Origin of the sequence: Pseudoalteromonas sp. DL2-H2.2 (assembly GCF_021532535.1) — a bacterium.
GTDB lineage: Bacteria > Pseudomonadota > Gammaproteobacteria > Enterobacterales > Alteromonadaceae > Pseudoalteromonas > Pseudoalteromonas rubra_A.
In genome coordinates, this window is record NZ_JAKGBD010000020.1 from 52,915 (window position 1) to 74,981 (window position 22,067).

Consider the following 22,067-nt stretch of genomic DNA (forward strand, 5'->3'; position numbering starts at 1 on the left):
ATTAAAGCTCCATGACCTGCTTCGCGCTGGTCTGTGTTGCATGCTGTGAACGAACTATGGTGTTTACCTGAGTGCTGCTCAGGTGCTCTGCCAGAGTGGCAATATTGGGGTAACTCAGCAGGGCCGATAACGGGATGGCCAGCTGCAAGGACTCCTGTGCTTCGCGTACCAGCTTAACGGCCAGAATGGAGTTGCCGCCAAGCTGGAAAAAGTCATCCGCAATGCCAACCTGGCTGACGCCGAGCACCTGCTGCCAGAGCGTGCAGAGTTGCTGTTGTAATGGGGTTTCGGGTGCCATATAGCCGCCCTGAGGTGTCAGGCTGGGGGCTGGCAGCGCTTTTTTATCCAGCTTGCCATTGACCGTCAGTGGCAGAGCATCCAGTGCAATCAACTGATCCGGGATCATATAGCTGGGCAGGCGTGTGCCCAGTCGCTGACGTAGCGCTTCGCACTCATGCGCATTGCCGGTGGTGACGATATATCCCACCAGGGCCGTTTGCCCCTGATTGTCATAGGTCAGTACGCAGGCCTTAGAGATTTCGCTGAAGGTCAGCAGCTGTGCTTCTATCTCGCCCAGCTCTATGCGGTGGCCGCGGATCTTCACCTGATCGTCCAGTCTGCCCAGATATTCCAGATGCCCGGTTGGCAGTAGCCGTGCCTTGTCACCGGTGCGATACACTCGACACTGACGCCCGCCGGTGGTGAGTGTAAAGAAGCGCTCGGCACTCAGTGCCTCGCGATTGAGATAGCCGCTTGCCAGGCCCGCTCCGGTAATATACAGCTCGCCCGGGCAGCCCAGCGGCACAGGTCGATGCTGTTCATCCAGCACCAGCGCCTGCATGTCAGACAATGGCTTGCCGATGTCGGCTATATGACGTGGCATGGCTGCGCTCAGGGTCAGGGCGGTAACATGCACTGTGGTCTCGGTGATGCCATACATATTGACCAGCGTGATACGGTCACCATAGTGTTGCCACCAGGGTGCCAGCTTACTGTAATTGAGCTGCTCGCCACCAAAGATCACATAGCGCAGGGTGCTGAGTGGCACCTGAGCTGTGCTGGCGATATCGGCAAAGGTATAGAATGCGCTGGGCGTCTGGTTCAGTACGGTGACGCCATATTGCTGACATTGCCCGACAAACTGCATGCTGTCACGGATCTCCAGATAGTCGGGAATAAACAGCTTGCCGCCATAGGCCAGCGCGCCCCAGATCTCCCAGACACTGAAATCAAAGATATAGTCATGGTACAGCACCCAGGTGTCTTGCTCTGAAAAACTAAAATGCTGTTCGGCAGCACTGAGCAGGCGCGCGACATTGCCATGGGTTTGCACAACACCTTTAGGCTTGCCCGTGGTGCCAGAGGTATAAATAACATAGGCCGGATCGGCGCCTTTGATGTTGCATGCGGGCGGCGTGTCCGGATAGTCATGCAGTGTTGCCTCGTCGTCGAGCAGCAGATAAGTTAGCTGCGGGGCGCCCAGTTCGTCGCTCAGTTCACCATAACTTATCACCACCTGCACTTCGGCATCATCGAGAATAAACCCATTGCGGCTGGCCGGTGCCCGGGTCGATAAAGGCACATAGGCAGCACCGGCCTTTAAGACCCCGAGAACGGCGACCAGCGTATCCGGGCCCGGTGGTAAATATAAGCCGACAAACTGGCCACTCATATTCTGTTCAACCAGCCACTGGGCCAGTTGGTTGGCGCGGCGCGCCAGTTGATCGTAACTCATGGTGCCCGTTGTGGTGAGCAGGGCGGTATTGTCGGGGTGGCGCTGCGCCTGTTGAGCAAATAAGTCTGTCAAACTCTGATCTGAATATAGTGGCGTGGTGAGTGGCTCAGGCAGCGTCGCCGCAGGTGCCAGCGCACTTAGCGGTTGCGTCAGCTCGGATTGCGAGGTGCAGCTCACCAGTTGCGCCAGCAGGTGGGCAAAGTTACTGGCCATGGACTCAACAAACCACAGATCATAGCGGCTGCGGTCATACTCCCACTGCATGATAACCGGACGCGCCGGATCCTGACTGTGGATATCCTGCAGGGCAATGTTTAACTCGAACTTGGTATCCTGAGCCGGTGCACCGTGCTCCAGCGCAATATGCGTAAAAGTATCCAGGTGCTGCGTCGGTAGCGGCGTATCCTGAAAGGTAAAGCACACCTGAAATAGCGGGTTCACACCGGGGATGCGCGGCACATTCAGGGCCTCAACCAGCGCCGGGAAAGGCAGTGCCTGGTTCGCCTGTGCTTCGCTGCATACTTCAAAGCTCTGCTGGATCAGCTCATCAAGGGTCGTCTGAGGCGCGCTTTGCAGGCGGTGCACCACAGTGTTGACCAGCATACCCAGTGTGGTTTCCAGTTGCGGGTGCGCCCGGTTAGCCAGTGCCGAGCCAATACAGATATCCTCATCGCCGCTGAAGCGCGACAGCACCAGGTACAATGTGGCCAAAGTGGCAGAAAACGGCGTGACCTGGTTGCGCTGACAAAACAGTTGTAGCTGTTGCCACAGTGCTCTGGGCAGCTCAATTTGATGAGTACCTGCACTGACAGGCACATCCTGCGCCAGCTGAGAAACGGGTAAGTTAATGCGTGGCGGCGCTGACTCTAACTGGGTTTGCCAGTACATGCGCTGCTGCTGTGCCTGCTCGCCACTGAGCCACTGCGCCTGGTGACAGGCGTAATCGGCATACTGGATCTGGTTTGGCTGGGCGGCAGGGGCTTCGCCATTTTCCAGCTGGGCATACAGGGCCAGTAACTGGCTTGCAAACTGATTGGCCGACCAGCCATCGTGGATCAGATGGTGCTCGACTTGAAGCAGCACATGTTTTTGATCACTTAGCTTCACCAGCGCCCAGCGTGCCAGTGGCAGGCTGTCGAGCTTAAACGGGGCATTCAGCTGATTTAGCTGCTGCGTTAGCTGCGATTCGGCTTCGGCTTCGCTCAGTTCACTGTAATCCAGCAGCGGAAGTTCTGGCACATAGTCCGGGTGGATATGCTGAAGCGGTTCGTGCAAATCAAACGAGGTACGATAAATTTCATGACGCTGAACCAGCGTGTTGAGCGCCGCATGCAATCTGGATGGCTCCAGCGCACCGTTTAGCGTCAGTCGGCTGACCGAGTGATAGGCAAGGTTGTCCGGTGCCTGGCGCGCTAAAAACCATAACCCGCTTTGTTGCGCCGACAGAGGCGCCGTGTGCTGGTGGTGCGCCGGGCGATGTGCAATGGCTGCAGGCGGGCGGACGTTGTGCGTCAACAGGGCCTGCCAAATCTGCGCCGGGGTGCGCAGTCGGTAAATCAGCTGAGTGTCCAGGTGCAGCTTAAGTTGCTGCTGAACCTCATTGGCGATACGGATAGCAGAAATCGAGTCGCCACCTTGCTCAAAGTAGTCGCTGTGCCAGTGCAGCTCAGCCGGGCAATAACCTTGCATCAGGCTTAAAAATACCTGCTGAGTATGAGATAACTGGGCATCCACGTGAGTGTGTTCGACCTCAACAGGCAGGGCTGCCAGTGCACGCTTATCGGTTTTGCCATTTTCCGTCATCGGTAACTTGTCGAGCAGTACTATCAGATCGGGCTGCATATAATCTGGCAGGGTACGGCTCAGGTGAGTGGCGATAGGCTGAGTCTGCTCAGCGTCGCTGTCCTGTGCCACGACATAAGCGGCGAGTAAGCGACGATTCCCCTGTTGTTTGATCACGCAGCTGACCAGCCTGACGCTATCCAAAGTCGCAATGGTTTGTTCGATTTCCTCAAGCTCAATGCGAAAGCCACGTAACTTAACCTGGCCATCATCACGACCGGCAAAGTGGTATTCCTGACCGTCAAAAGAAGCCAGATCGCCCGTCTTATATAAGCGGCTGAAACCCGCCGGATCGCACTGTGGGTCGTAAAAAGGGTTGGCGATAAAGCGGCTCTGGGTCAGGTCATCCCGGTTCAGATAGCCCAGCGCCAGGCGTGGGCCACTAATATACAGCTCTCCCACTTCGCCCTGTGGGCAGGGAGTTAGCTGCGGGTCCAGCACATATAGCCGGGTATCGTTCAGTGGCTGGCCAATATTCAATTCGCTGTCTTGTGGCGCAAAGCGATGCAAACTGGTGGCAACCGTGTTTTCTGTCGGGCCATAACCATTATAAATTGCAGTGATCTGGCTGTAGGCTTCGAGCATAGCCACATTCGGCGTCTCACCTGCGACTATCAAACACTTCAGTGCACTGAGTTGCTGCGGCGGAATCAAGGCCAGCAGCGCAGGCGGGATGGAAGCAAACTCGATGTCATTTTGCTGTACCAGGGTGCTCAGCGCCTGCGCATCGGTGCGCTCGTGTTCGCTGGCGATATACACGCTCTGGCCCAGTAATAAATGGACAAACAGTTCGAACACACTGGCATCAAAGATATACGAGGCAAACAACAAGGCGCGCTGATATTGCCCTGTGTTGAACCAGTCGATATGCGCATCGGCCAGGTGTAAAATATTCTGTGCGGGGATCTGAACGCCTTTCGGCTGTCCGGTTGTCCCTGAGGTATAAATCACGTACCCTACCGCATCTTGCGTTTGAGCGGGGGCAGTATCGAGTCCATCTTGCGTGCTGAGCTTGTCAACGCAGAGCACAGCGCGGCCCGCAATGGCGTCTGCTTTACTAAGGTCGCTGTGGGTCAGGATAAGCTTTGGCTGGCTGTCCTGCAAAATAAATTGCGTCCGCTGCGCCGGGGCATCGGTGGAAATAGGAATATAGCCAAATCCGCAGTGCAGAACGGCCAGCATACTGACGACCATATCAATGCCGCGCTCGTGATAGAGTGCAATGTATTGAGAAGAAGGCGCGGTGTGTGTCTGTTCAGGAAGTTGCTGGCGAATATGTCCGGCAAGAAAAGCGACTCGCTGCGCTAATTCCTGATAGCTGATATGATTATTTTCATAAATAAGTGCAGTTCGATCCGCAAAATTGCCATAAACTTGTGAGAGAGTCATTGCCAGTGGTGGCATACCACTGTCTGAAAAATGCTTGGTGTTCACGTCTTCTAGTCCTTCGCTAACATGTTCAACTTGGTTGCGTGTGAATTGTGTATCACAACTGTGTACAAATTGTGTCTTTATTGTTTTTATTTGGATATTTTCACGCTTTTTTTTGTCCTTTCAGTATTGCAATTTATGTTATTTTGTAGTTCAGACTTGAAACTCATCGTTACTTAGGAATAAATCATGAAAATTAAACAGTTGGGTACGCCGTTTAGTGCGACCGCGTGTAAGGTGTTGTTATGTGGTGGCGGGGAGCTGGGCAAGGAAGTGGTGATTGAGTTTAAACGCCTGGGCGCTGAGGTGGTGGTGTTGGACCGCTATGAACACGCGCCCGCCATGCAGATTGCCGACCGAAGTTACACTCTGTCGATGCTGGACGGTGATAAACTGGCTGCAATTATAGAGCAGGAAAAACCCGATTATATTGTGCCAGAGATCGAAGCAATCGCGACCGACACATTGGTGAGTCTGGAGCAACAGGGCTTTACCGTGGTCCCCAGCGCCAGAGCCACGCAACTGACCATGAATCGTGAGGGGATCCGTCGGCTGGCCGCTGAAGAGTTGGGGCTGGCGACGTCACCTTATCGTTTTGTTGATACCCAGCAGGCGTTTATCGCAGCGGTTGGCGAAATTGGCATGCCCTGTGTGGTGAAACCGATTATGAGCTCTTCAGGTAAAGGGCAGAGTGTGGTGCGTACTGAGGCTGATCTGAGCGCCGCCTGGGAATACGCACAGCAGGGTGGGCGTGCCGGTCAGGGCAGAGTGATTGTTGAAGGCTTTGTCGACTTTGACTATGAAATTACCCTGCTGACCATTCGCCATATTAATGGCACCAGTTTCTGCGAGCCAATTGGTCATGTACAACAAGACGGTGACTATCAGCAAAGCTGGCAGCCGCAAGCCATGTCTGAGCTGGCCTTATCGCGCGCCAAAGCCATGGCCGAGCAGATCACCGAAGCGCTGGGTGGCCGGGGCTTGTTCGGGGTCGAGTTGTTTATTAAAAACGATGAGGTGTATTTCAGCGAAGTGTCGCCGCGTCCTCATGACACCGGCATGGTGACCCTGATCTCTCAGGATCTGAGTGAATTTGCCCTGCATGTGCGGGCCATTTTGGGATTGCCTATTCCTCATATTCAGTGTCACGGCCCGTCGGCATCCAGTGTTATACTGGTCGACGGCACGTCACAGCAACTGAGTTTTACTCAGGTCGCCGAGGCCCTTTGTGAAGCCGACACCGACTTACGTTTGTTTGGCAAACCTGAAGTGGCAGGTCGGCGCCGCATGGGGGTTGCACTGGCGCGTGATGAAAGCTGTGAACTGGCCACAGAGAAAGCAAAACGAGTAAGTTCAACCATAGGCACGATTTTATGACACACAAGGTAATGGGCGATCTGGTCGCCGGGTTCTGGCGTTTACTGGACTGGCAGCACAGCCCGGCTCAGACTTTAGATTTTGTAAAGCAACTGACAGAGCTGGGTATACGTGACACCGATCACGCCGATATCTATGGTCAGTATGAATGCGAAGCGGCTTTTGGTCGTGCGCTGGCATTAGAACCATCGGTCCGTGAGCAGATCCGTATCATCACCAAATGCGGCATTCGTCCGGCGCTGGCAAGTAAGGGACTGGCGGGCAAAGCCAATCATTATGACTCTAGTAAAGCCCATATCATTGCCTCGGTGCAGCAGTCTTTAAAGCACTTTGGCACAGATCGCATCGATACCTTGCTGATCCACCGTCCCGACTATCTGATGGATGCCGACGAAGTGGCTGAGGCGTTTAACACACTCAAACAACAGGGTGATGTGCTGCACTTTGGGGTATCGAATTTTACCCCTTCGCAGCTGAGCCTGCTGCAGTCGCGTTTAGACTTTGACCTTATCACCAACCAGATAGAGTTTTCTCCTTATGAGCTCAAGGCCCTGGATGATGGCACTTTAGAGCAGTGTCAGCAGCTGCGTATTCACCCCATGCTTTGGTCACCGCTGGCGGGTGGGCGTATCTTCGCAGCACAAGATGACAAAGCGGTGCGTTTACGTGCTTGCTTGAGCGAGGTGGCAGCAGAAGTGGGTGCCAGCGGCATCGACGCGGTGATCTATGCCTGGTTGCTGATGCACCCAAGCAAGCCCTCTGTGGTGCTGGGCACCGGTAACATTGAGCGGGTACGTACGGCCGTTTCGGCACGTACGCTGACCTTATCCCGCGAGCAATGGTATCGTATCTGGCAGGCATCGACCGGCCATAGTGTGCCTTAACTCAGTGGCTGCTGGGCTCAGAGCGTAAAGTCCAGTGCGTAACTCACATAGGCCTTGATGTCATCATCGGCATCAAGGTCTGTTTTGACTAGTCCCAGCGTGAGTCCTCCGGTGCTTAAACTGACACCATAATCCATATAGCTGTCATCCTCACCGGTCCATTCCGTGACGGTATCACCACTGGAGCGGCCGATATGCAGGCCCAACTCAGATTCAGAAAACACCGCAAATGCGGCATTGAACTCCAGATACAACATATCTTCTTCGCTGGTTGAGTCATCCTGCGCTGTGGTCAGGTGGCTAAGCTTCACGGTGAAAAATTGCCAGCCGAGTGAGGCGTACAGCTCGCCAAAGTCGATATTCCCGGCCGCATCCGGATAGGCGTAGTGGATATAACCCAGGTCGTAACTGAGCTGATTGTACTCGCCACTGAAACCTGCATAGAGATCCAATTCATAGCTGGTGCTGGCGGCATCACCAAAATCCACGTTGGATGCCCAGGTGCCAAGATAAAAACCTTTGCCGCTGTCGTAATCCAGCCCGCCCGAGATGGCGGCACCATCATCCGATTGGGTAATACCGCGCCAGAAATAGTTGGAGCTGGCGGCGACATTGGCGCTGACAGAGCTGGGGCTGTCGGCGAATGCCTGCGCGTGGGTGAACAGCAGTGAGATTGCACAAAAAAGTGAGTATTTATTATTCATGTAGAGTCCTCTGGAGCACAAAGTTGTTGTCGTGCACGAGGTTGCAATGGCTAAGCCAGCCTTAAAAAAATGCGCTTTTAAATTTTAATGGTTTGATTTTTATTAATATATTTAGGCTTCTAGGTGTTGGGGAGTAGCTTGAAGTGGGGGCGAGTATGCACGTCGCTGGTGCATGGATTGCTGAGGTTGCACAATTATCAGGCAGTATAGTTGGCTGCCTGATAATCGTCTCTGAGCGATTAACCGAAGATGGCGCGCATCAGTGAAATGGTCTCATCGACACTGCGGCCTTTTTCGACTTCAGCGATGATAGAGTCACGCTTGGCACGGATATGCTCTGGGATGCTCTCATCACTCAAGGCGCGGTCAACCAGAGTTTCTGCCGACTCTTTGCTGCGACGCGTGGTTTTGGTCCCGCCACTGCTTGTGGTCCGCTTTGGTTTATTAAGCAATTTGTAATAGTTGGAGCTTTGCGGCGTGTCTTTGTCTGCATAATAGAAGAAGCACGGCAGTAAAGCTTTAATGGCACTCAGCCTGGTTTCAAGCTCGTCAGCGGCGCTGCCCGTTGTAAACCAGGGCATCTTGTTGATGGCCACCACCACATCCTGCCAGTAACGTTCAAAGTCCCGGTTGGTCAGTTTTGCAATGCCCAGTGCCTGACACAGGGGATCCAGCTTACTGTTGACCAGCGGCGTAAACACATCCGGGCGGCGCATCGCCAGCAGGCGAGTGGCGGGCGCCAGAGTGGGTTTTTCATCGCTGTGACTGAATGCCATCAGGTAAGCCACGACAAACTCCTGGTAATGCTGCGCAGTAACCTCGCCTTCCAGTGGGATATGAGCCAGTGCCGTATCGAACTCACCTGGCAAATCGGCGAGTAACTGGTGGAACCCTTTGGCACTTTTGGTTGAGGCAAACCATTCGACATCGAACTGATATACACCCGTATCCAGGCTGGCGGCATGTTTGCCACTGAATGCCAGGCGGTCTTCGCTGATCATGTCCTGCAACGGTGTGGCGCGCAGTGGGGCGAGGTAGTCAACCAGCTTAAGCTGCTCGTCCAGTGCCAGCTCGGTCTCACGTTGACGAATGAATTCGCAGATCACCGGCCAGGGCGCAATACGTAAGGTTTTTAGCTGCAAAAAGCTGATGGCACTGATCAGCATATCCTGAAGTTTCTTCACGATAGGCAACTGGTGATCGTCAAGCAGTTCAAAATTAATGCGGTTTTTGGCTACGTCCAGTAACTCATAGCACCACCCCAGAAAGTCTTCCGGATGATTTTCGACCTTGACGGCCATCAGGTTAAGGCTGATCTCGGTCGCCTGTTTCAGGATGTTCTGGTAGATCTGACTTTCTTGTTCGCCCAAGGCCATATTCGACGGTGAAATGAGCAGCTTCTTCATGTCGCAGCGGTTCTCCAACTAGAGGGTTAATTTCAGACTATTCAGTTTAGCGAAAGGTCGGCAAAACTGACAAGGGCGTGGATCATACCGGGATCTCCCGCAAGTGCAATGCGAGATAGGGCAGATTGAAAAATCTTCCGGGCTGAAGGTGAATTTATCAACCAAATCGCTATCATAGAATGAGTCATAGATGATTTATAAAGGAAGAGTTATGAAACGCGTACTCAAACTGGTCGGTGCTCTGGTGCTGTTACTGGTGATTACTGTTGTGGTGGCGCCAATGCTGATCCCGACTTCGACCATTATTGCGCAGCTCGAGCAGCAGGTTGAGGCGAATACCGGGCGCAAGTTGCAAATAGCAGGCGACAGTGAGCTCAGTATTTTGCCGCGCCTGAATATTACCCTTAATGATGTGCGCTTTGAAAATATGCCGGGCGGCAGTCAGCCACATATGCTGACCATGGACCAGCTGGCCGTGCATATTCCCTGGGTGTCGCTGTTTTCCGGCGAGTTTCAGCTGGAGCAGTTTGTGATCCGCAACCCGAAAATTCTGCTGGAGAAAAATGCCGCTGGTCAGGCCAACTGGGTACTGGCTTTGGGTAAGGGCGCAGCGCCTGCTCAGCCCTCAGAGCAAGCCACGCCTGCATCGGGCCCGGTGTCATTGCCACAGGGGTTTGACATTGCGCTGGGTGAGGTGGCCATTTATGGCGGCGAGCTGATCTATGCAGATTCCACCTCAGGGGCACGTCATACAGTTTCCGACTTGGCACTGACTATCACGTTGCCTTCTTTGTATAAGGCGCTGGAGCTGGATGGCAAGGTAACCTTTCAGGGAGAAACGTTTGCCCTCAAAATGGCCGTAGATACGCCAGCTAAGGCCATAGAAAGCAAAGACTTTAGTTTTTCACAGACGCTGGAATCACGCCTGGTTAATATGACCTTTGATGGTCTGATTGCGCAGCAGGGCCAAGTCTTTAGCGGCGCACTGAAGCTGTCCGGCGATTCAGTAAAAGACATTGCACAATGGCAAAAGGTCGATCTTAAGGCCAAGCCCGAGGCCTTTAATCAGTTTGAAGTGGCCGGCGAAATGCGTTTTGCCAATGACGTATTTGCATTGCAGTCATTAACGGCCAAACTGGATAAGCTCGATATCCAGGGCCGTAGTGAGATTAAACTGGGTGAACGCTTGCACGTCGATGCCAACGTGGACCTGGGTATGCTGGACCTTAACCCTTATTTGCCAGAGCCTGTGGAGGCACCGAAGCAGCCAGAGAGTGCACCGGGTGAACCGCAGCCGATCGTCTGGGATGACAGCGAAATTGATTTATCGGCACTCAATATGCTCGACGCCAGCGTCGTGATCCGTTCCAGTGGCCTGCGCGCCAGAGAGATTAAATTGGGCGAGAACCAGTTTTCCGTGGCGCTGAACAAAGGCAAGGCTAAGCTGTCGATGGACAAATTTGCGGCCTATGAGGGCAGTGGCAAAGGGGTCGTGCATGTCAACGCTGCGGCTAAGCCGTATCAAATTACCACCAATTTTGCACTCAACAGCATCAATGCTGAGCCGCTGCTGACTGATGCCATTGGTTTCGATAAGGTGCTGGGCAAAGGCAGTCTGAACTGGGATCTTGAAACCCGAGGCGTCAGCCAGAAACAGTTTGTCTCGGCGCTGGCCGGGGAGTTGGCGTTTGAGTTTAAAGATGGCGGTGTCAAAGGCGCCAACCTGGCCGAAATGGTGCGTAAAGGCAAAGAAATGCTTAAAGGCGACTTTTCTTCTGTCTCTGAAGGGCTGAATGCCGACTTTGACCCAAACCAGAAAACGGACTTCTCTGCACTGACTGGCAGCTTTCAGTTTCTTAACGGCGTTGGCCGTAACCGTGACCTGAATTTGGCAAGTCCGTTGATCCGTATTACCGGAGAAGGAGAAGTCGACCTACCCAAAACTTATGTGAATTATCGGGTTGTGACCGGGATAGTAGACACCATAGAAGGCCAGCAAAGCCAGGATGATAGCACCGGCTTTAAAGTGCCGGTCAGAATTAAGGGTCCGTTCCACAAGGTGGAAACTAAGCTGGACTTGAGTGGCGCGGCGAAAGACAAAGCCAAAGATGCCGTAAAAGATAAGCTAAAAGACAAACTGAAAGGGTTCTTTGGCGGATAATCCGGCATTTATCGATCTCTGACCGGGCTGCCTGGCCCGGTTTTTTCTTCATTAATCTCAAAGTGCTAAGCCCATCATAAGCTTTGTTCAGAAAACCTTAAGTGGCGTCATTCTTAGACTTAGCCACACTTAGCACCTGAATCAGACCTTCTTTTACCTTTTCCCGGAGTAACCCATGACAAAAATCTTCACACTACTTACCCTGCTGAGCTGTACTCTGGCCCTGCCTTTGGTTCATGCTGACACGCACAGTGACCCAGACAAACAGCCGGGCGACATTTTCCATTACCCTCATGGGGCTCGCAATGCGGTGAGCCTGACGTTTGATGATGCCCGAGTCAGTCAGCTGGATGTGGCAGTGCCTATTTTGAATAAACACGGTGTCAGGGGCACTTTCTATGTGATGCCAGATCCTGTGCGCGAGCGACTAAACGACTGGCGCAAAGTGGTGGCAGCGGGACATGAACTGGGCAATCATACTCAGTCTCATCTGTGTACAGGCAACTTCGCCTGGCTAAGAGCGCAGGGCAAAGGACTGGAGCAGGTTGACCTAGACTGGCTGGAACAGGACATTGTTAAAACCAGTCGGTTTTTGAAAACCCAGTTGGGCGTGACTGCGCAAAGTTTTGCCTATCCTTGCGGTAATACCTTTGTGGGTCGCGGCGCTCAGGTGAAAAGCTATGTGCCTCTGATAGCCAAACATTTCAGCTCCGGGCGCACCTGGCTCGATGAAACGGCGAATAACCCGACCTACCTTGATTTTGCTCAGCTGACTGGAATACGTATGGATGGTATGCGCTTTGAGGAGTTGAAAACGATGATAGAAGCGCTTCGTGAAGACAACAAATGGATCATCCTGGCGGGTCACGATGTGGGCGAAAATGGCCTTTACAGTGTCGATGCCGAGGTACTGTCACAATTAATTCATTATCTAAAAGAGCCAAAAAATGGCTTTTGGCTGGAAACCGTCGATAAAGTGTCTCACTACATAAAAATGCACCGCAAACAGCCCGAATAGCCTGTTTTTTGTTCGCTGATAGGCAGTTATCATTCAGGTCTTTGCACCACATTTGCATAATTAGTTTGTCTGCCTGACTTGTGAACGTTTGGTTTGTCCCCATATCCCTGTTTTAATGCAAGTTCGGCGCAGCAGCCCGGTCAAATTAATTAAAAATTGAACTATCTTTAGCGCTGCTTTGCTGTTACAATTGCCCGCCCTTGAAGCACGACACGTTCGTAATTTGAGTGGAAATTAATCTAAATGCTTAGGTTTTAAACAAAATCTAGGCGAGTTGTAATTACACCGGAGCTCATCAAGATGATCCAAATGCAAACTCAGCTGGACGTTGCTGATAACAGCGGCGCTCGCAAAGTGCAGTGTATTAAAGTCTTAGGTGGTTCGCACCGTCGCTACGCAGCGGTTGGCGACATCATTAAAGTTTCTGTTAAAGAAGCAATTCCTCGCGGTAAAGTGAAGAAAGGTGATGTTAAAAACGCAGTAGTTGTGCGCACCAAAAAAGGCGTTCGTCGTCCAGACGGTTCTTTGATCCGTTTCGACAGTAATGCTGCTGTTATCCTTAACGATAGCCTACAGCCGATCGGAACTCGTATCTTCGGCCCTGTGACTCGTGAACTACGTAACGAAAAGTTCATGAAGATCGTTTCACTAGCACCAGAAGTACTATAAGGAGTCGATCATGGCAGCAAAAATCCGTCGTGATGACGAAGTAATCGTACTAGCCGGTAAAGACAAAGGTAAGCGCGGTAAAGTGCTTTCAGTTGTAACTGATACTGGTCGAGTATTTGTCGATGGCATCAATATCATCAAAAAGCACCAGAAGCCTGTACCACAACTACAGCAAGCTGGCGGCATTGTTGAGAAAGAAGCGTCTATCGACGTATCTAATGTCGCGATCTTCAATGCCGAAACTGGCAAAGCTGATCGTGTAGGTTTTAGATTTGAAGACGGTAAAAAAGTCCGTTTCTTCAAGTCTACTGGTAAAACTATCTAATAGTTGGAGTAGACGATGGCGAAACTGCATGAAGTGTACAAAGACAAAGTAGTAAAAGAACTTTTTGAAAAGTTCGGTTACAGCTCTGTCATGCAAGTCCCTCAGATCGAAAAGATCACACTAAACATGGGTGTGGGCGAAGCCCTAGCTGACAAGAAGATTCTAGAGAATGCAGTAGCAGACCTAGAAGCTATCTCTGGTCAGAAGCCTCTGGTAACTAAAGCACGCAAATCTGTTGCTGGCTTTAAGATCCGTGAAGGTTACCCAATTGGCTGTAAAGTAACCCTACGCGGCGAGCGTATGTGGGATTTCCTAGAGCGTTTAGTCTCTATCGCGATGCCACGTATTCGTGACTTCCGCGGTGTTAGCGCAAAGTCTTTTGACGGTCGCGGTAACTATTCTATGGGCGTACGTGAGCAAATCATCTTCCCAGAAATTGATTATGATAAAGTCGACCGTGTTCGCGGTATGGACATCACAATCACTACTTCTGCGAAAACAGATGACGAAGGCCGTGCGTTGTTAGAAGCGTTCAACTTCCCATTCAAAAAGTAAGGGTAGGGTTATGGCAAAGAATTCAATGAAAGCACGTGACGTAAAACGTGCTAAATTAGTTGCTCAGTATGCTGAAAAGCGTGCTGCGTTAAAAGCTATCATCAGCGATGTTAACGCATCTGATGATGAGCGTTGGGATGCAGTGTTAAAGCTACAGTCTTTACCACGCGATTCTAGCCCTTCACGTCAACGTAATCGTTGTAACATCACGGGCCGCCCACATGGTTACCTTCGCAAGTTCGGCATGAGCCGTATCAAAGTACGCGAAGCTGCTATGCGCGGTGAAATTCCTGGCCTTAAAAAGGCTAGTTGGTAATAGAATCACGGGAGTAAGACATGAGCTTGCAAGATCCAATTGCGGATTTGTTTACACGCATCCGTAACGGTCAGACTGCGAAGAAGGTATCTGTAACTATGCCAACTTCAAAGCTGAAAGTAGCTATTGCTAAGGTACTAAAAGACGAAGGTTACATCGGTGACTTCGCAGTATCTGGTGACGTTAAAGCAGAATTGACTATCGAACTTAAGTACTTCGAAGGCAAAGCTGTTATCGAAAACATCCAGCGTGTTAGCCGCCCTGGTCTACGTATCTATAAGAAACGTGACGAATTACCTAAGGTAATGGGTGGTCTAGGTATCGCTATCGTATCAACTTCTAAAGGCCTGATGACAGACCGCGCTGCGCGTAACGCTGGTGTTGGTGGTGAAATCATTGGCTTTGTAGCTTAATCGGAGGGGAACTATGTCTCGTATAGCGAAGGCTCCTATTACTGTTCCTGCCGGTGTTGAAGTTACAGTTAACGGCCAGGACATCAAAGTTAAAGGCAAAAACGGTGAATTAACGCGCACTATCAATGCTGCGGTTGAAGTTTCACTTAACGACAACGTTATCACTACAGCTCCACGTGAAGTTGCTAATGCTTGGGCTCAAGCAGGTACTGCACGTGCGTTGATCAATAACATGATCATCGGTGCTAACGAAGGTTTTGAGAAGAAACTACAACTAGTAGGTGTTGGTTACCGTGCGGCAGTTAAGGGTAAAGTATTAGACTTAACTCTTGGCTTCTCTCACCCAGTGAACTTCGAGATCCCTGAGGGTATCACTATCGAAGCTCCAAGCCAGACTGAAATTGTTGTTAAGGGCGCAGACAAGCAGCTTGTTGGTCAAACTGCTGCGAACATTCGTTCATACCGTGAGCCAGAGCCTTATAAAGGTAAAGGTGTACGTTATGCTGACGAATACGTGCGTCGTAAAGAGGCTAAGAAGAAGTAAGGTAAGACGATGGATAAGAAAACAGCTCGTCTACGTCGTGCTAAGCGCACTCGTAGAAATATTATCGAACAGGGCACAACTCGCCTTGTTATCCACCGCACGCCACGTCACATTTACGCTCAAGTGATCAACGCTGAGGGTACTGTGCTGGCTGCTGCTTCTACTGTTGAAAAAGCAATTGCTGAAACAGTTAAAGGCACAGGCAACATCGAAGCGGCTCAAGCAGTTGGTAAAGCAATCGCTGAGCGCGTAGCTGACAAAGGCGTTGAAAAAATCGCTTTTGATCGCAGTGGCTTTAAATATCACGGCCGTGTGAAGGCGCTTGCTGATGCAGCGCGTGAAGCCGGTCTGCAATTCTAGGAGTAGACAATGGCTAACGTAGAAGCAAAAGCACAACAGCCTGAATTGGCTGAAAAGCTAATCGCGGTAAACCGTGTGTCTAAAGTAGTTAAAGGTGGTCGTATCTTTAGCTTCACAGCACTGACTGTAGTTGGTGACGGCGCAGGTAAAGTAGGTTTCGGTTACGGTAAAGCACGTGAAGTTCCAGCTGCTATTCAAAAAGCAATGGAAAAAGCACGTCGTAACATGATCTCAGTAGACCTTAACGGTCATACTTTGCAGCACCCTATCAAGGGTCGCCATGCTGGTTCTAAAGTATACATGCAGCCTGCATCAGAAGGTACAGGTATCATCGCCGGTGGTGCGATGCGTGCAGTACTAGAAGTTGCTGGTGTGCAGAACGTACTTTCAAAAGCATACGGTTCTACTAACCCGATCAACATCGTTCGTGCAACAGTTGCCGCTCTAGAGAACATGAATTCTCCAGAAGGCATTGCTGCTAAACGTGGTCTTAGCGTTGACGAAATTTTGGGGTAAGACACCATGGCAAACACAGTAAAAGTAACTCAAGTACGTAGCTCAATCGGTCGTTTACCGAAGCATAAAGCTACATTACGTGGCCTTGGTTTACGTCGTATCAACCACACTGTTGAGCTAGAAGATACGCCAGCAGTTCGCGGTATGATCAACCAAGTTTCTTACATGGTTAAGGTAGAGGGTTAATTCGATGCATTTGAATACACTTTCACCTGCTGCTGGTGCAAAGACAGCTGGTAAGCGTGTTGGCCGTGGTATCGGCTCTGGTCTTGGTAAGACTGGTGGTCGTGGTCACAAAGGTCAAAAATCACGCTCAGGCGGTAAAGTACGCGTTGGTTTCGAAGGCGGTCAAATGCCTATGCAACGTCGTCTGCCTAAGTTCGGTTTCACTTCTCGCAAATCTCTAGTATCTACAGAAGTTAACCTATACGAAATCGCTAAAGTTGAAGGCGATGTGGTAGACGTAAACGCGTTACAAGCAGCTGGTATCGTTAAAAAGAACATCCAGTTCGTAAAAGTTGTTAAATCTGGCGAAGTTTCACGCGCAGTTACCGTTAAAGGCATTAAAGTGTCTAAAGGTGCTCGCGAAGCTATCGAAGCTGCCGGAGGCAAGGTAGAAGACTAAGGAAGTACACTATGGCTAAACCAGGTCAAGATATGCAAAGCGCACAGAGTGGGCTAGCGGAACTGAAGCGCCGACTACTGTTTGTATTGGGTGCTATCATTATTTACCGTTTAGGTTCGTTCGTGCCGATCCCTGGGATTGATGCCGCCGTACTTGCCGAATTCTTCGAGCAACAAAAGGGCACCATTGTTGAAATGTTCAACATGTTCAGCGGTGGTGCGCTTGAGCGTGCCTCGGTACTCGCGCTGGGTATTATGCCCTATATCTCAGCTTCAATTATTATGCAGCTATTAACGCACATACATCCTGCGATGATAGAGCTTAAGAAAGAAGGTGAGCAAGGTCGTAAGAAGATCAGTCAGTACACGCGTTATGGTACGCTTGTGCTTGCTACATTCCAGTCTATCGGTATTGCGACTAACCTTCCTAATATGATGGATGGGTTGGTTGTGAATCCTGGTTTCGGTTTCTACTTCACCGCTGTGGTGAGCTTAGTAACCGGTACTATGTTCCTGATGTGGCTGGGCGAACAAATCACAGAGCGCGGTATTGGTAACGGTATCTCGGTTCTGATTTTTGTTGGTATTGTAGCTAACCTGCCGTCTGCAATCGGTTCGACAGCAGAAATGGCGCGTCAAGGTGATCTGAACGTATTAGCTTTGGTTGTGATTGCGGTAATCGTATTCGCTGTAACTTATTTGGTAGTGTTCTTTGAGCGTGGTCAACGTCGTATCGTTGTTAACTACGCAAAACGTCAGCAAGGCCGTCAGGTCTTCGCAGCGCAGAGCACGCATTTACCATTGAAAGTAAACATGGCGGGTGTTATTCCACCAATCTTTGCTAGCAGCATCATTTTGTTCCCTGGTACAATTGCAAGCTGGTTCGGTCAAGGTGAAGGTCCAGTTGCTGACTTCTTACAAGCCGTCTCTGCAGTGTTGACTCCTGGTCAGCCTCTGTATGCGATGGTACTTGCAGCAGCGATTATCTTCTTCTGCTTCTTCTACACTGCGTTGGTATTTAACCCGCGTGAGACAGCAGACAACCTGAAGAAATCTGGCGCATTTATTCCAGGCATTCGCCCAGGTGAGCAGACATCTAAATACATTGATAAAGTAATGACACGCCTGACTTTGGCCGGTGCGTTGTATATTACCTTTATCTGTCTGGTGCCCGAGTTTATGACCATGGCGTGGCAAACGCCGTTCTACTTCGGCGGTACATCAATCTTGATTATCGTTGTGGTTATCATGGACTTTATGGCACAAGTACAGACCCATCTGATGTCTCATCAGTATGATTCTGTGCTGAAAAAAGCGAACCTTAAAGGCTACGGCCGCTAAGGTCTGTTTACGGAGTTGAGTAATGAAAGTACGTGCTTCCGTTAAGAAAATCTGCCGTAACTGTAAAGTTATCAAACGTGCCGGTGTGGTACGCGTGATCTGCAGTGAGCCTAAGCACAAGCAAAGGCAAGGCTAAGAAATCTAGTCGTGCAGGCTAAGTAATTTACTTAGCCTGTTTCATTGGTAAAACCTGAATGTCGGTTGGGTATCCTATACGGGCTTTCCAGCAAGATGATAATCAGGTTTATTTATAGGAGATATGTTAGTGGCCCGTATCGCAGGCATTAACGTTCCTGATCATAAGCATGCTGTTATCGGTTTAACAAGCATCTATGGTGTAGGTAAAACTCGCGCTAAGGCTATCTTAGCTGCGACAGGTATCGCTGAAACTACTAAAATCGGCGATTTAAACGACGAAACTCTTGACATCCTTCGTGAAGAAGTTGGCAAGTACACTGTTGAAGGTGATCTTCGTCGTGAAGTTACACTAAACATCAAGCGTCTTATGGACCTTGGTTGTTTCCGTGGCTTACGTCACCGTCGTTCGCTTCCACTACGTGGTCAGCGTACTAAGACTAACGCGCGTACTCGTAAGGGTCCTCGCAAGCCTATCAAGAAATAAGGTGGGGTAAGTTATGGCAAAAGCACCAATTCGTCGTAAAAAGGTCAAAAAGCAGGTTGTTGACGGCATGGCTCACGTTCATGCATCTTTCAACAACACGATTGTGACCATCACTGACCGTCAAGGCAATGCTCTTTCTTGGGCGACTGCAGGTGGTTCAGGTTTCCGTGGTTCTCGTAAGTCTACTCCTTTCGCTGCACAGGTTGCTGCGGAGCGTGCAGGTACTGCTGCTCAAGAGTACGGTCTTAAGAACCTAGAAGTATTCATCAAAGGTCCAGGTCCAGGCCGTGAGTCTGCTGTTCGTGCATTGAATGCTGCTGGTTTCCGTATCACAAACATCACTGACGTGACGCCAATCCCACATAATGGTTGTCGTCCACCGAAGAAACGTCGCGTATAATTAATAGGTTAGGAGAAAGAACATGGCAAGATATTTGGGCCCTAAGCTCAAGCTGAGTCGTCGTGAAGGTACTGACCTGTTCCTTAAAAGCGGCGTAAGAGCTATTGACTCTAAGTGTAAACTAGAAACAGCACCTGGTCAGCACGGCGCACGTAAAGGTCGTCTATCTGACTACGGTCTACAGCTACGTGAAAAGCAAAAAGTTCGTCGTATCTACGGTGTACTTGAAAAGCAATTCCGTAACTACTACAAAGAAGCTGCTCGCCTTAAAGGCAACACAGGTGAAAACCTGCTTCAGCTTCTAGAGCAACGTCTGGACAATGTTGTATATCGCATGGGTTTTGCAAGCACACGTGCTGAAGCGCGTCAGCTAGTAAGCCACAAAGCGATTATGGTTAATGGTCGTGTTGTTAATATCCCTTCTTTCGTAGTTACTCCAGAAGACGTGGTAGTAATTCGCGAGAAGTCTAAAAAGCAAGCGCGTATCATCGCTGCTCTAGAGTTGGCTGAGCAACGCGAAAAGCCAACTTGGATTGAAGTTGACGGTTCAAAAATGGAAGGTACTTTCAAGCGCCTACCAGAGCGTTCTGATCTGTCTGCGGACATTAACGAACAACTAATCGTCGAACTTTACTCGAAGTAAAGTTAAGAGTTAAGAGAGGATAAAATGCAGGGTTCTGTAACCGAATTCCTAAAACCAAGATTAGTCGATATCGACGCTGTAAGCTCAACGCGTTCTAAAGTAGTTTTAGAGCCTCTAGAGCGTGGTTTCGGCCACACACTAGGCAATGCTCTACGTCGTATACTTCTTTCATCTATGCCTGGTTGTGCTGTGACAGAAGTTGAAATTGACGGTGTATTGCACGAGTACAGCGCGAAAGAAGGCGTACAAGAAGACATCATTGAAATTCTGTTGAACCTCAAAGGTCTGGCAGTATCTCTAGAAGGTAAAGATGAAGTTTTCCTTACCCTGACTAAGTCTGGTGTAGGCCCTGTGACTGCGGCTGATATCCAGCACGACGGAGACGTGACTATTGCCAACCCTGAGCATGTGATCTGTCACCTTACGGCTGACAATAGTGAGATCAGCATGCGCATTCGCGTTGAGCGTGGTCGCGGTTATGTACCGGCGTCTAGTCGTTTATCCTCTGATGACGATGAGCGCCCAATCGGCCGTTTGCTGCTTGATGCATCATTCAGCCCGGTTGAGCGTATTGCGTACTCGGTTGAGTCAGCTCGTGTTGAGCAACGCACAGACTTAGACAAACTAATCATCGATATGGAAACGAACGGCACTTTGGATCCTGAAGAAGCGATCCGTCGTGCGTCTACTATTCTTGCTGAGCAGCTAGAAGCATTCGTAGACTTACGTGATGTTTCTGAGCCGGAAGAAAAAGAAGAGAAGCCAGAGTTCGATCCTATTCTGCTTCGTCCAGTCGATGACTTAGAGCTAACTGTACGTTCTGCGAACTGTCTGAAAGCCGAGCAAATTCAATATATCGGTGACTTAGTACAGCGTACTGAAGTTGAGCTTCTGAAAACACCAAACCTTGGTAAGAAGTCTCTGACTGAAATTAAAGACGTGCTAGCTTCACGTGGTCTTTCTCTGGGCATGCGCCTGGAAAACTGGCCACCTGCAAGTCTGGCTGAGTAATCTAAGTTACTATATTAGTTTAGTTAGAAGGATAGGGTCATGCGCCATCGTAAGAGTGGTCGTCAATTAAACCGTAACAGCAGCCATCGCAAAGCGATGTTCAGCAACATGGCTGGTTCTTTGGTGAAGCACGAAATCATCAAAACAACTTTGCCTAAAGCGAAAGAGTTGCGCCGTGTAATTGAACCTTTAATCACACTGGCTAAGACTGACAGCGTAGCAAACCGTCGTTTAGCGTTTGCTCGCACGCGTGATAAAGAAGTAGTTGGTAAATTGTTCTCTGAGATCGGTCCTCGTTTCGCGGATCGTCCAGGTGGTTACACTCGTATTCTGAAGTGTGGCTTCCGTGCAGGTGACAATGCGCCAATGGCTTACATTGAACTACTAGATCGCCCAGTTGCGACTGAAGAAGTTCAAGAAGACGCGCAGTCTGCAGAGTAAGTCTTACTAGTTAAGACACAGAAAAGCCGGGCAATGCCCGGCTTTTCTACATCTAAAGGATAGTTGTCCTTCTAAATAGGTATAGGTATTTATCTATTAAAAATCCCAGTGGAACAACAAACCTAGGTGGTTACCATCCATTTTTGGGGCATTGCTATAGCTGTAACCAGCGAATTTTGACAGTTCATATTCTACGACACTGTATCTCAGCTCTAGGCTGCCATTGAAACTTTCGAATGCGTACATCCCAGACAGGATGAGTTTGCCTGCATTATCAAATTCAGCATCATCAGCAAAGTCATTATCCAGTTCAACGGCCATATCCATGCCTGCGCCCAGACCGAATTTAAACTGCTCATTGCTTTTGTAGTAGGGATTGACTCGAGCGCAAAGCGGCTAAAGGTCACATCACCATTTTTTGCGTTCGCAGAATCGAAGTGATGTGCGCCATTAAAGCGAATATCAAACTGTTGATTGAGTGTATAATTTAAAGCACCACCCAGGATGAAGCCATCCCCGGCCTGAATGCTGTCGCTGCTATCATCTTTATAGTTGAGTGTGCCTATTGTGTTATCACTCGTTGTGTTACCACCCATGATGTAATACCATTTTGAATAATTAACTGGTCAGATTTATCCAGTCCCGAAAGCATAATGATTTCACCCTGTGAGCACATGAGATAAACGCATTCCATGCTTCGCTGACCTGATCCAAAATGTCATCGTAATT

25 protein-coding genes are annotated in these 22,067 nt (G+C 50.1%); 21 read left to right on the forward strand and 4 right to left on the reverse strand.

Features of this window, described 5'->3' with window-relative positions; all coding sequences use genetic code 11:
- Window position 1: 1 nt before the first annotated feature.
- Window positions 2-5,011 (reverse strand): non-ribosomal peptide synthetase, encoded by a 5,010-nt coding sequence (locus L1285_RS21980; RefSeq protein WP_235414347.1) that lies wholly within the window; start codon window positions 5,009-5,011, stop codon window positions 2-4.
- Window positions 5,012-5,197: 186 nt separating this feature from the next.
- Between L1285_RS21980 and purT the strand changes: the two genes are divergently transcribed.
- Both purT and L1285_RS21990 read left to right on the forward strand, forming a co-directional pair.
- Window positions 5,198-6,385 (forward strand): formate-dependent phosphoribosylglycinamide formyltransferase, encoded by a 1,188-nt coding sequence (gene purT, locus L1285_RS21985; protein ID WP_235414348.1) that lies wholly within the window; start codon window positions 5,198-5,200, stop codon window positions 6,383-6,385.
- Complete coding sequence (locus L1285_RS21990) at window positions 6,382-7,269, forward strand: aldo/keto reductase (RefSeq protein ID WP_235414349.1); 888 nt, start codon at window positions 6,382-6,384, stop codon at window positions 7,267-7,269. Before purT ends, L1285_RS21990 begins: the two co-directional genes overlap by 4 nt.
- 17 nt (window positions 7,270-7,286) lie before the next feature.
- Here L1285_RS21990 and L1285_RS21995 read toward each other — a convergent pair whose 3' ends face one another.
- Both L1285_RS21995 and L1285_RS22000 read right to left on the reverse strand, forming a co-directional pair.
- On the reverse strand, window positions 7,287-7,973 hold the full coding sequence (locus L1285_RS21995; RefSeq protein ID WP_235414350.1) for a TorF family putative porin: 687 nt from the start codon (window positions 7,971-7,973) through the stop codon (window positions 7,287-7,289).
- A 239-nt stretch (window positions 7,974-8,212) separates the two neighbouring features.
- Window positions 8,213-9,379 (reverse strand): hypothetical protein, encoded by a 1,167-nt coding sequence (locus L1285_RS22000; protein ID WP_235414351.1) that lies wholly within the window; start codon window positions 9,377-9,379, stop codon window positions 8,213-8,215.
- Window positions 9,380-9,590: 211 nt separating this feature from the next.
- Here L1285_RS22000 and L1285_RS22005 point away from each other — a divergent pair, with 211 nt between their 5' ends.
- The 19 genes from L1285_RS22005 (at window position 9,591) to rplQ (ending at window position 21,338) form a co-directional block, all read left to right on the forward strand.
- Complete coding sequence (locus L1285_RS22005) at window positions 9,591-11,540, forward strand: AsmA family protein (protein ID WP_235414352.1); 1,950 nt, start codon at window positions 9,591-9,593, stop codon at window positions 11,538-11,540.
- A gap of 175 nt (window positions 11,541-11,715) precedes the next feature.
- The gene (locus L1285_RS22010; protein WP_235414353.1) at window positions 11,716-12,558 is read left to right on the forward strand and encodes a polysaccharide deacetylase family protein; all 843 of its coding nucleotides are present in this window, start codon (window positions 11,716-11,718) and stop codon (window positions 12,556-12,558) included.
- Window positions 12,559-12,858: 300 nt separating this feature from the next.
- Window positions 12,859-13,227: a 50S ribosomal protein L14 gene (rplN, locus tag L1285_RS22015; protein ID WP_010386947.1), complete on the forward strand. Its 369-nt coding sequence runs from the start codon at window positions 12,859-12,861 to the stop codon at window positions 13,225-13,227.
- 10 nt (window positions 13,228-13,237) lie between these two features.
- Complete coding sequence (rplX, locus tag L1285_RS22020) at window positions 13,238-13,552, forward strand: 50S ribosomal protein L24 (protein WP_046006907.1); 315 nt, start codon at window positions 13,238-13,240, stop codon at window positions 13,550-13,552.
- A 15-nt stretch (window positions 13,553-13,567) separates the two neighbouring features.
- Window positions 13,568-14,107, forward strand: coding sequence for a 50S ribosomal protein L5 (gene rplE / locus L1285_RS22025; protein WP_010386945.1), 540 nt, complete (start codon window positions 13,568-13,570; stop codon window positions 14,105-14,107).
- A gap of 10 nt (window positions 14,108-14,117) precedes the next feature.
- Window positions 14,118-14,423, forward strand: coding sequence for a 30S ribosomal protein S14 (gene rpsN, locus L1285_RS22030; protein WP_010386944.1), 306 nt, complete (start codon window positions 14,118-14,120; stop codon window positions 14,421-14,423).
- Between the two features lie 20 nt (window positions 14,424-14,443).
- A complete protein-coding gene (gene rpsH / locus L1285_RS22035; protein WP_046006906.1) occupies window positions 14,444-14,836 on the forward strand; it encodes a 30S ribosomal protein S8 in 393 nt (130 codons plus the stop codon).
- A gap of 13 nt (window positions 14,837-14,849) precedes the next feature.
- Window positions 14,850-15,380, forward strand: a complete 531-nt coding sequence (gene rplF / locus L1285_RS22040) for a 50S ribosomal protein L6 (protein WP_046006905.1) — start codon at window positions 14,850-14,852, stop codon at window positions 15,378-15,380.
- Between the two features lie 9 nt (window positions 15,381-15,389).
- Window positions 15,390-15,740, forward strand: coding sequence for a 50S ribosomal protein L18 (rplR, locus tag L1285_RS22045; protein ID WP_046006904.1), 351 nt, complete (start codon window positions 15,390-15,392; stop codon window positions 15,738-15,740).
- 9 nt (window positions 15,741-15,749) lie between these two features.
- Window positions 15,750-16,256: a 30S ribosomal protein S5 gene (gene rpsE, locus L1285_RS22050; RefSeq protein ID WP_046006903.1), complete on the forward strand. Its 507-nt coding sequence runs from the start codon at window positions 15,750-15,752 to the stop codon at window positions 16,254-16,256.
- A gap of 6 nt (window positions 16,257-16,262) precedes the next feature.
- Window positions 16,263-16,442, forward strand: a complete 180-nt coding sequence (gene rpmD, locus L1285_RS22055) for a 50S ribosomal protein L30 (RefSeq protein WP_010378276.1) — start codon at window positions 16,263-16,265, stop codon at window positions 16,440-16,442.
- A gap of 4 nt (window positions 16,443-16,446) precedes the next feature.
- A complete protein-coding gene (gene rplO / locus L1285_RS22060; RefSeq protein WP_046006902.1) occupies window positions 16,447-16,881 on the forward strand; it encodes a 50S ribosomal protein L15 in 435 nt (144 codons plus the stop codon).
- An 11-nt stretch (window positions 16,882-16,892) separates the two neighbouring features.
- Window positions 16,893-18,221, forward strand: coding sequence for a preprotein translocase subunit SecY (secY, locus tag L1285_RS22065; protein ID WP_046006901.1), 1,329 nt, complete (start codon window positions 16,893-16,895; stop codon window positions 18,219-18,221).
- 22 nt (window positions 18,222-18,243) lie between these two features.
- On the forward strand, window positions 18,244-18,357 hold the full coding sequence (rpmJ, locus tag L1285_RS22070) for a 50S ribosomal protein L36 (RefSeq protein ID WP_002959476.1): 114 nt from the start codon (window positions 18,244-18,246) through the stop codon (window positions 18,355-18,357).
- A gap of 129 nt (window positions 18,358-18,486) precedes the next feature.
- The gene (rpsM, locus tag L1285_RS22075) at window positions 18,487-18,843 is read left to right on the forward strand and encodes a 30S ribosomal protein S13 (protein ID WP_010386936.1); all 357 of its coding nucleotides are present in this window, start codon (window positions 18,487-18,489) and stop codon (window positions 18,841-18,843) included.
- Between the two features lie 13 nt (window positions 18,844-18,856).
- The gene (rpsK, locus tag L1285_RS22080; RefSeq protein WP_010386935.1) at window positions 18,857-19,243 is read left to right on the forward strand and encodes a 30S ribosomal protein S11; all 387 of its coding nucleotides are present in this window, start codon (window positions 18,857-18,859) and stop codon (window positions 19,241-19,243) included.
- A gap of 22 nt (window positions 19,244-19,265) precedes the next feature.
- The gene (gene rpsD / locus L1285_RS22085; RefSeq protein ID WP_046006900.1) at window positions 19,266-19,886 is read left to right on the forward strand and encodes a 30S ribosomal protein S4; all 621 of its coding nucleotides are present in this window, start codon (window positions 19,266-19,268) and stop codon (window positions 19,884-19,886) included.
- A 24-nt stretch (window positions 19,887-19,910) separates the two neighbouring features.
- The gene (locus L1285_RS22090; protein WP_010386933.1) at window positions 19,911-20,897 is read left to right on the forward strand and encodes a DNA-directed RNA polymerase subunit alpha; all 987 of its coding nucleotides are present in this window, start codon (window positions 19,911-19,913) and stop codon (window positions 20,895-20,897) included.
- Window positions 20,898-20,936: 39 nt separating this feature from the next.
- Window positions 20,937-21,338, forward strand: coding sequence for a 50S ribosomal protein L17 (rplQ, locus tag L1285_RS22095; protein ID WP_010386932.1), 402 nt, complete (start codon window positions 20,937-20,939; stop codon window positions 21,336-21,338).
- 212 nt (window positions 21,339-21,550) lie between these two features.
- Here the strand turns inward: rplQ and L1285_RS22100 are convergent, their stop codons facing one another.
- The gene (locus L1285_RS22100; protein ID WP_235414354.1) at window positions 21,551-21,934 is read right to left on the reverse strand and encodes a hypothetical protein; all 384 of its coding nucleotides are present in this window, start codon (window positions 21,932-21,934) and stop codon (window positions 21,551-21,553) included.
- Between the last annotated feature and the right edge of the window lie 133 nt (window positions 21,935-22,067).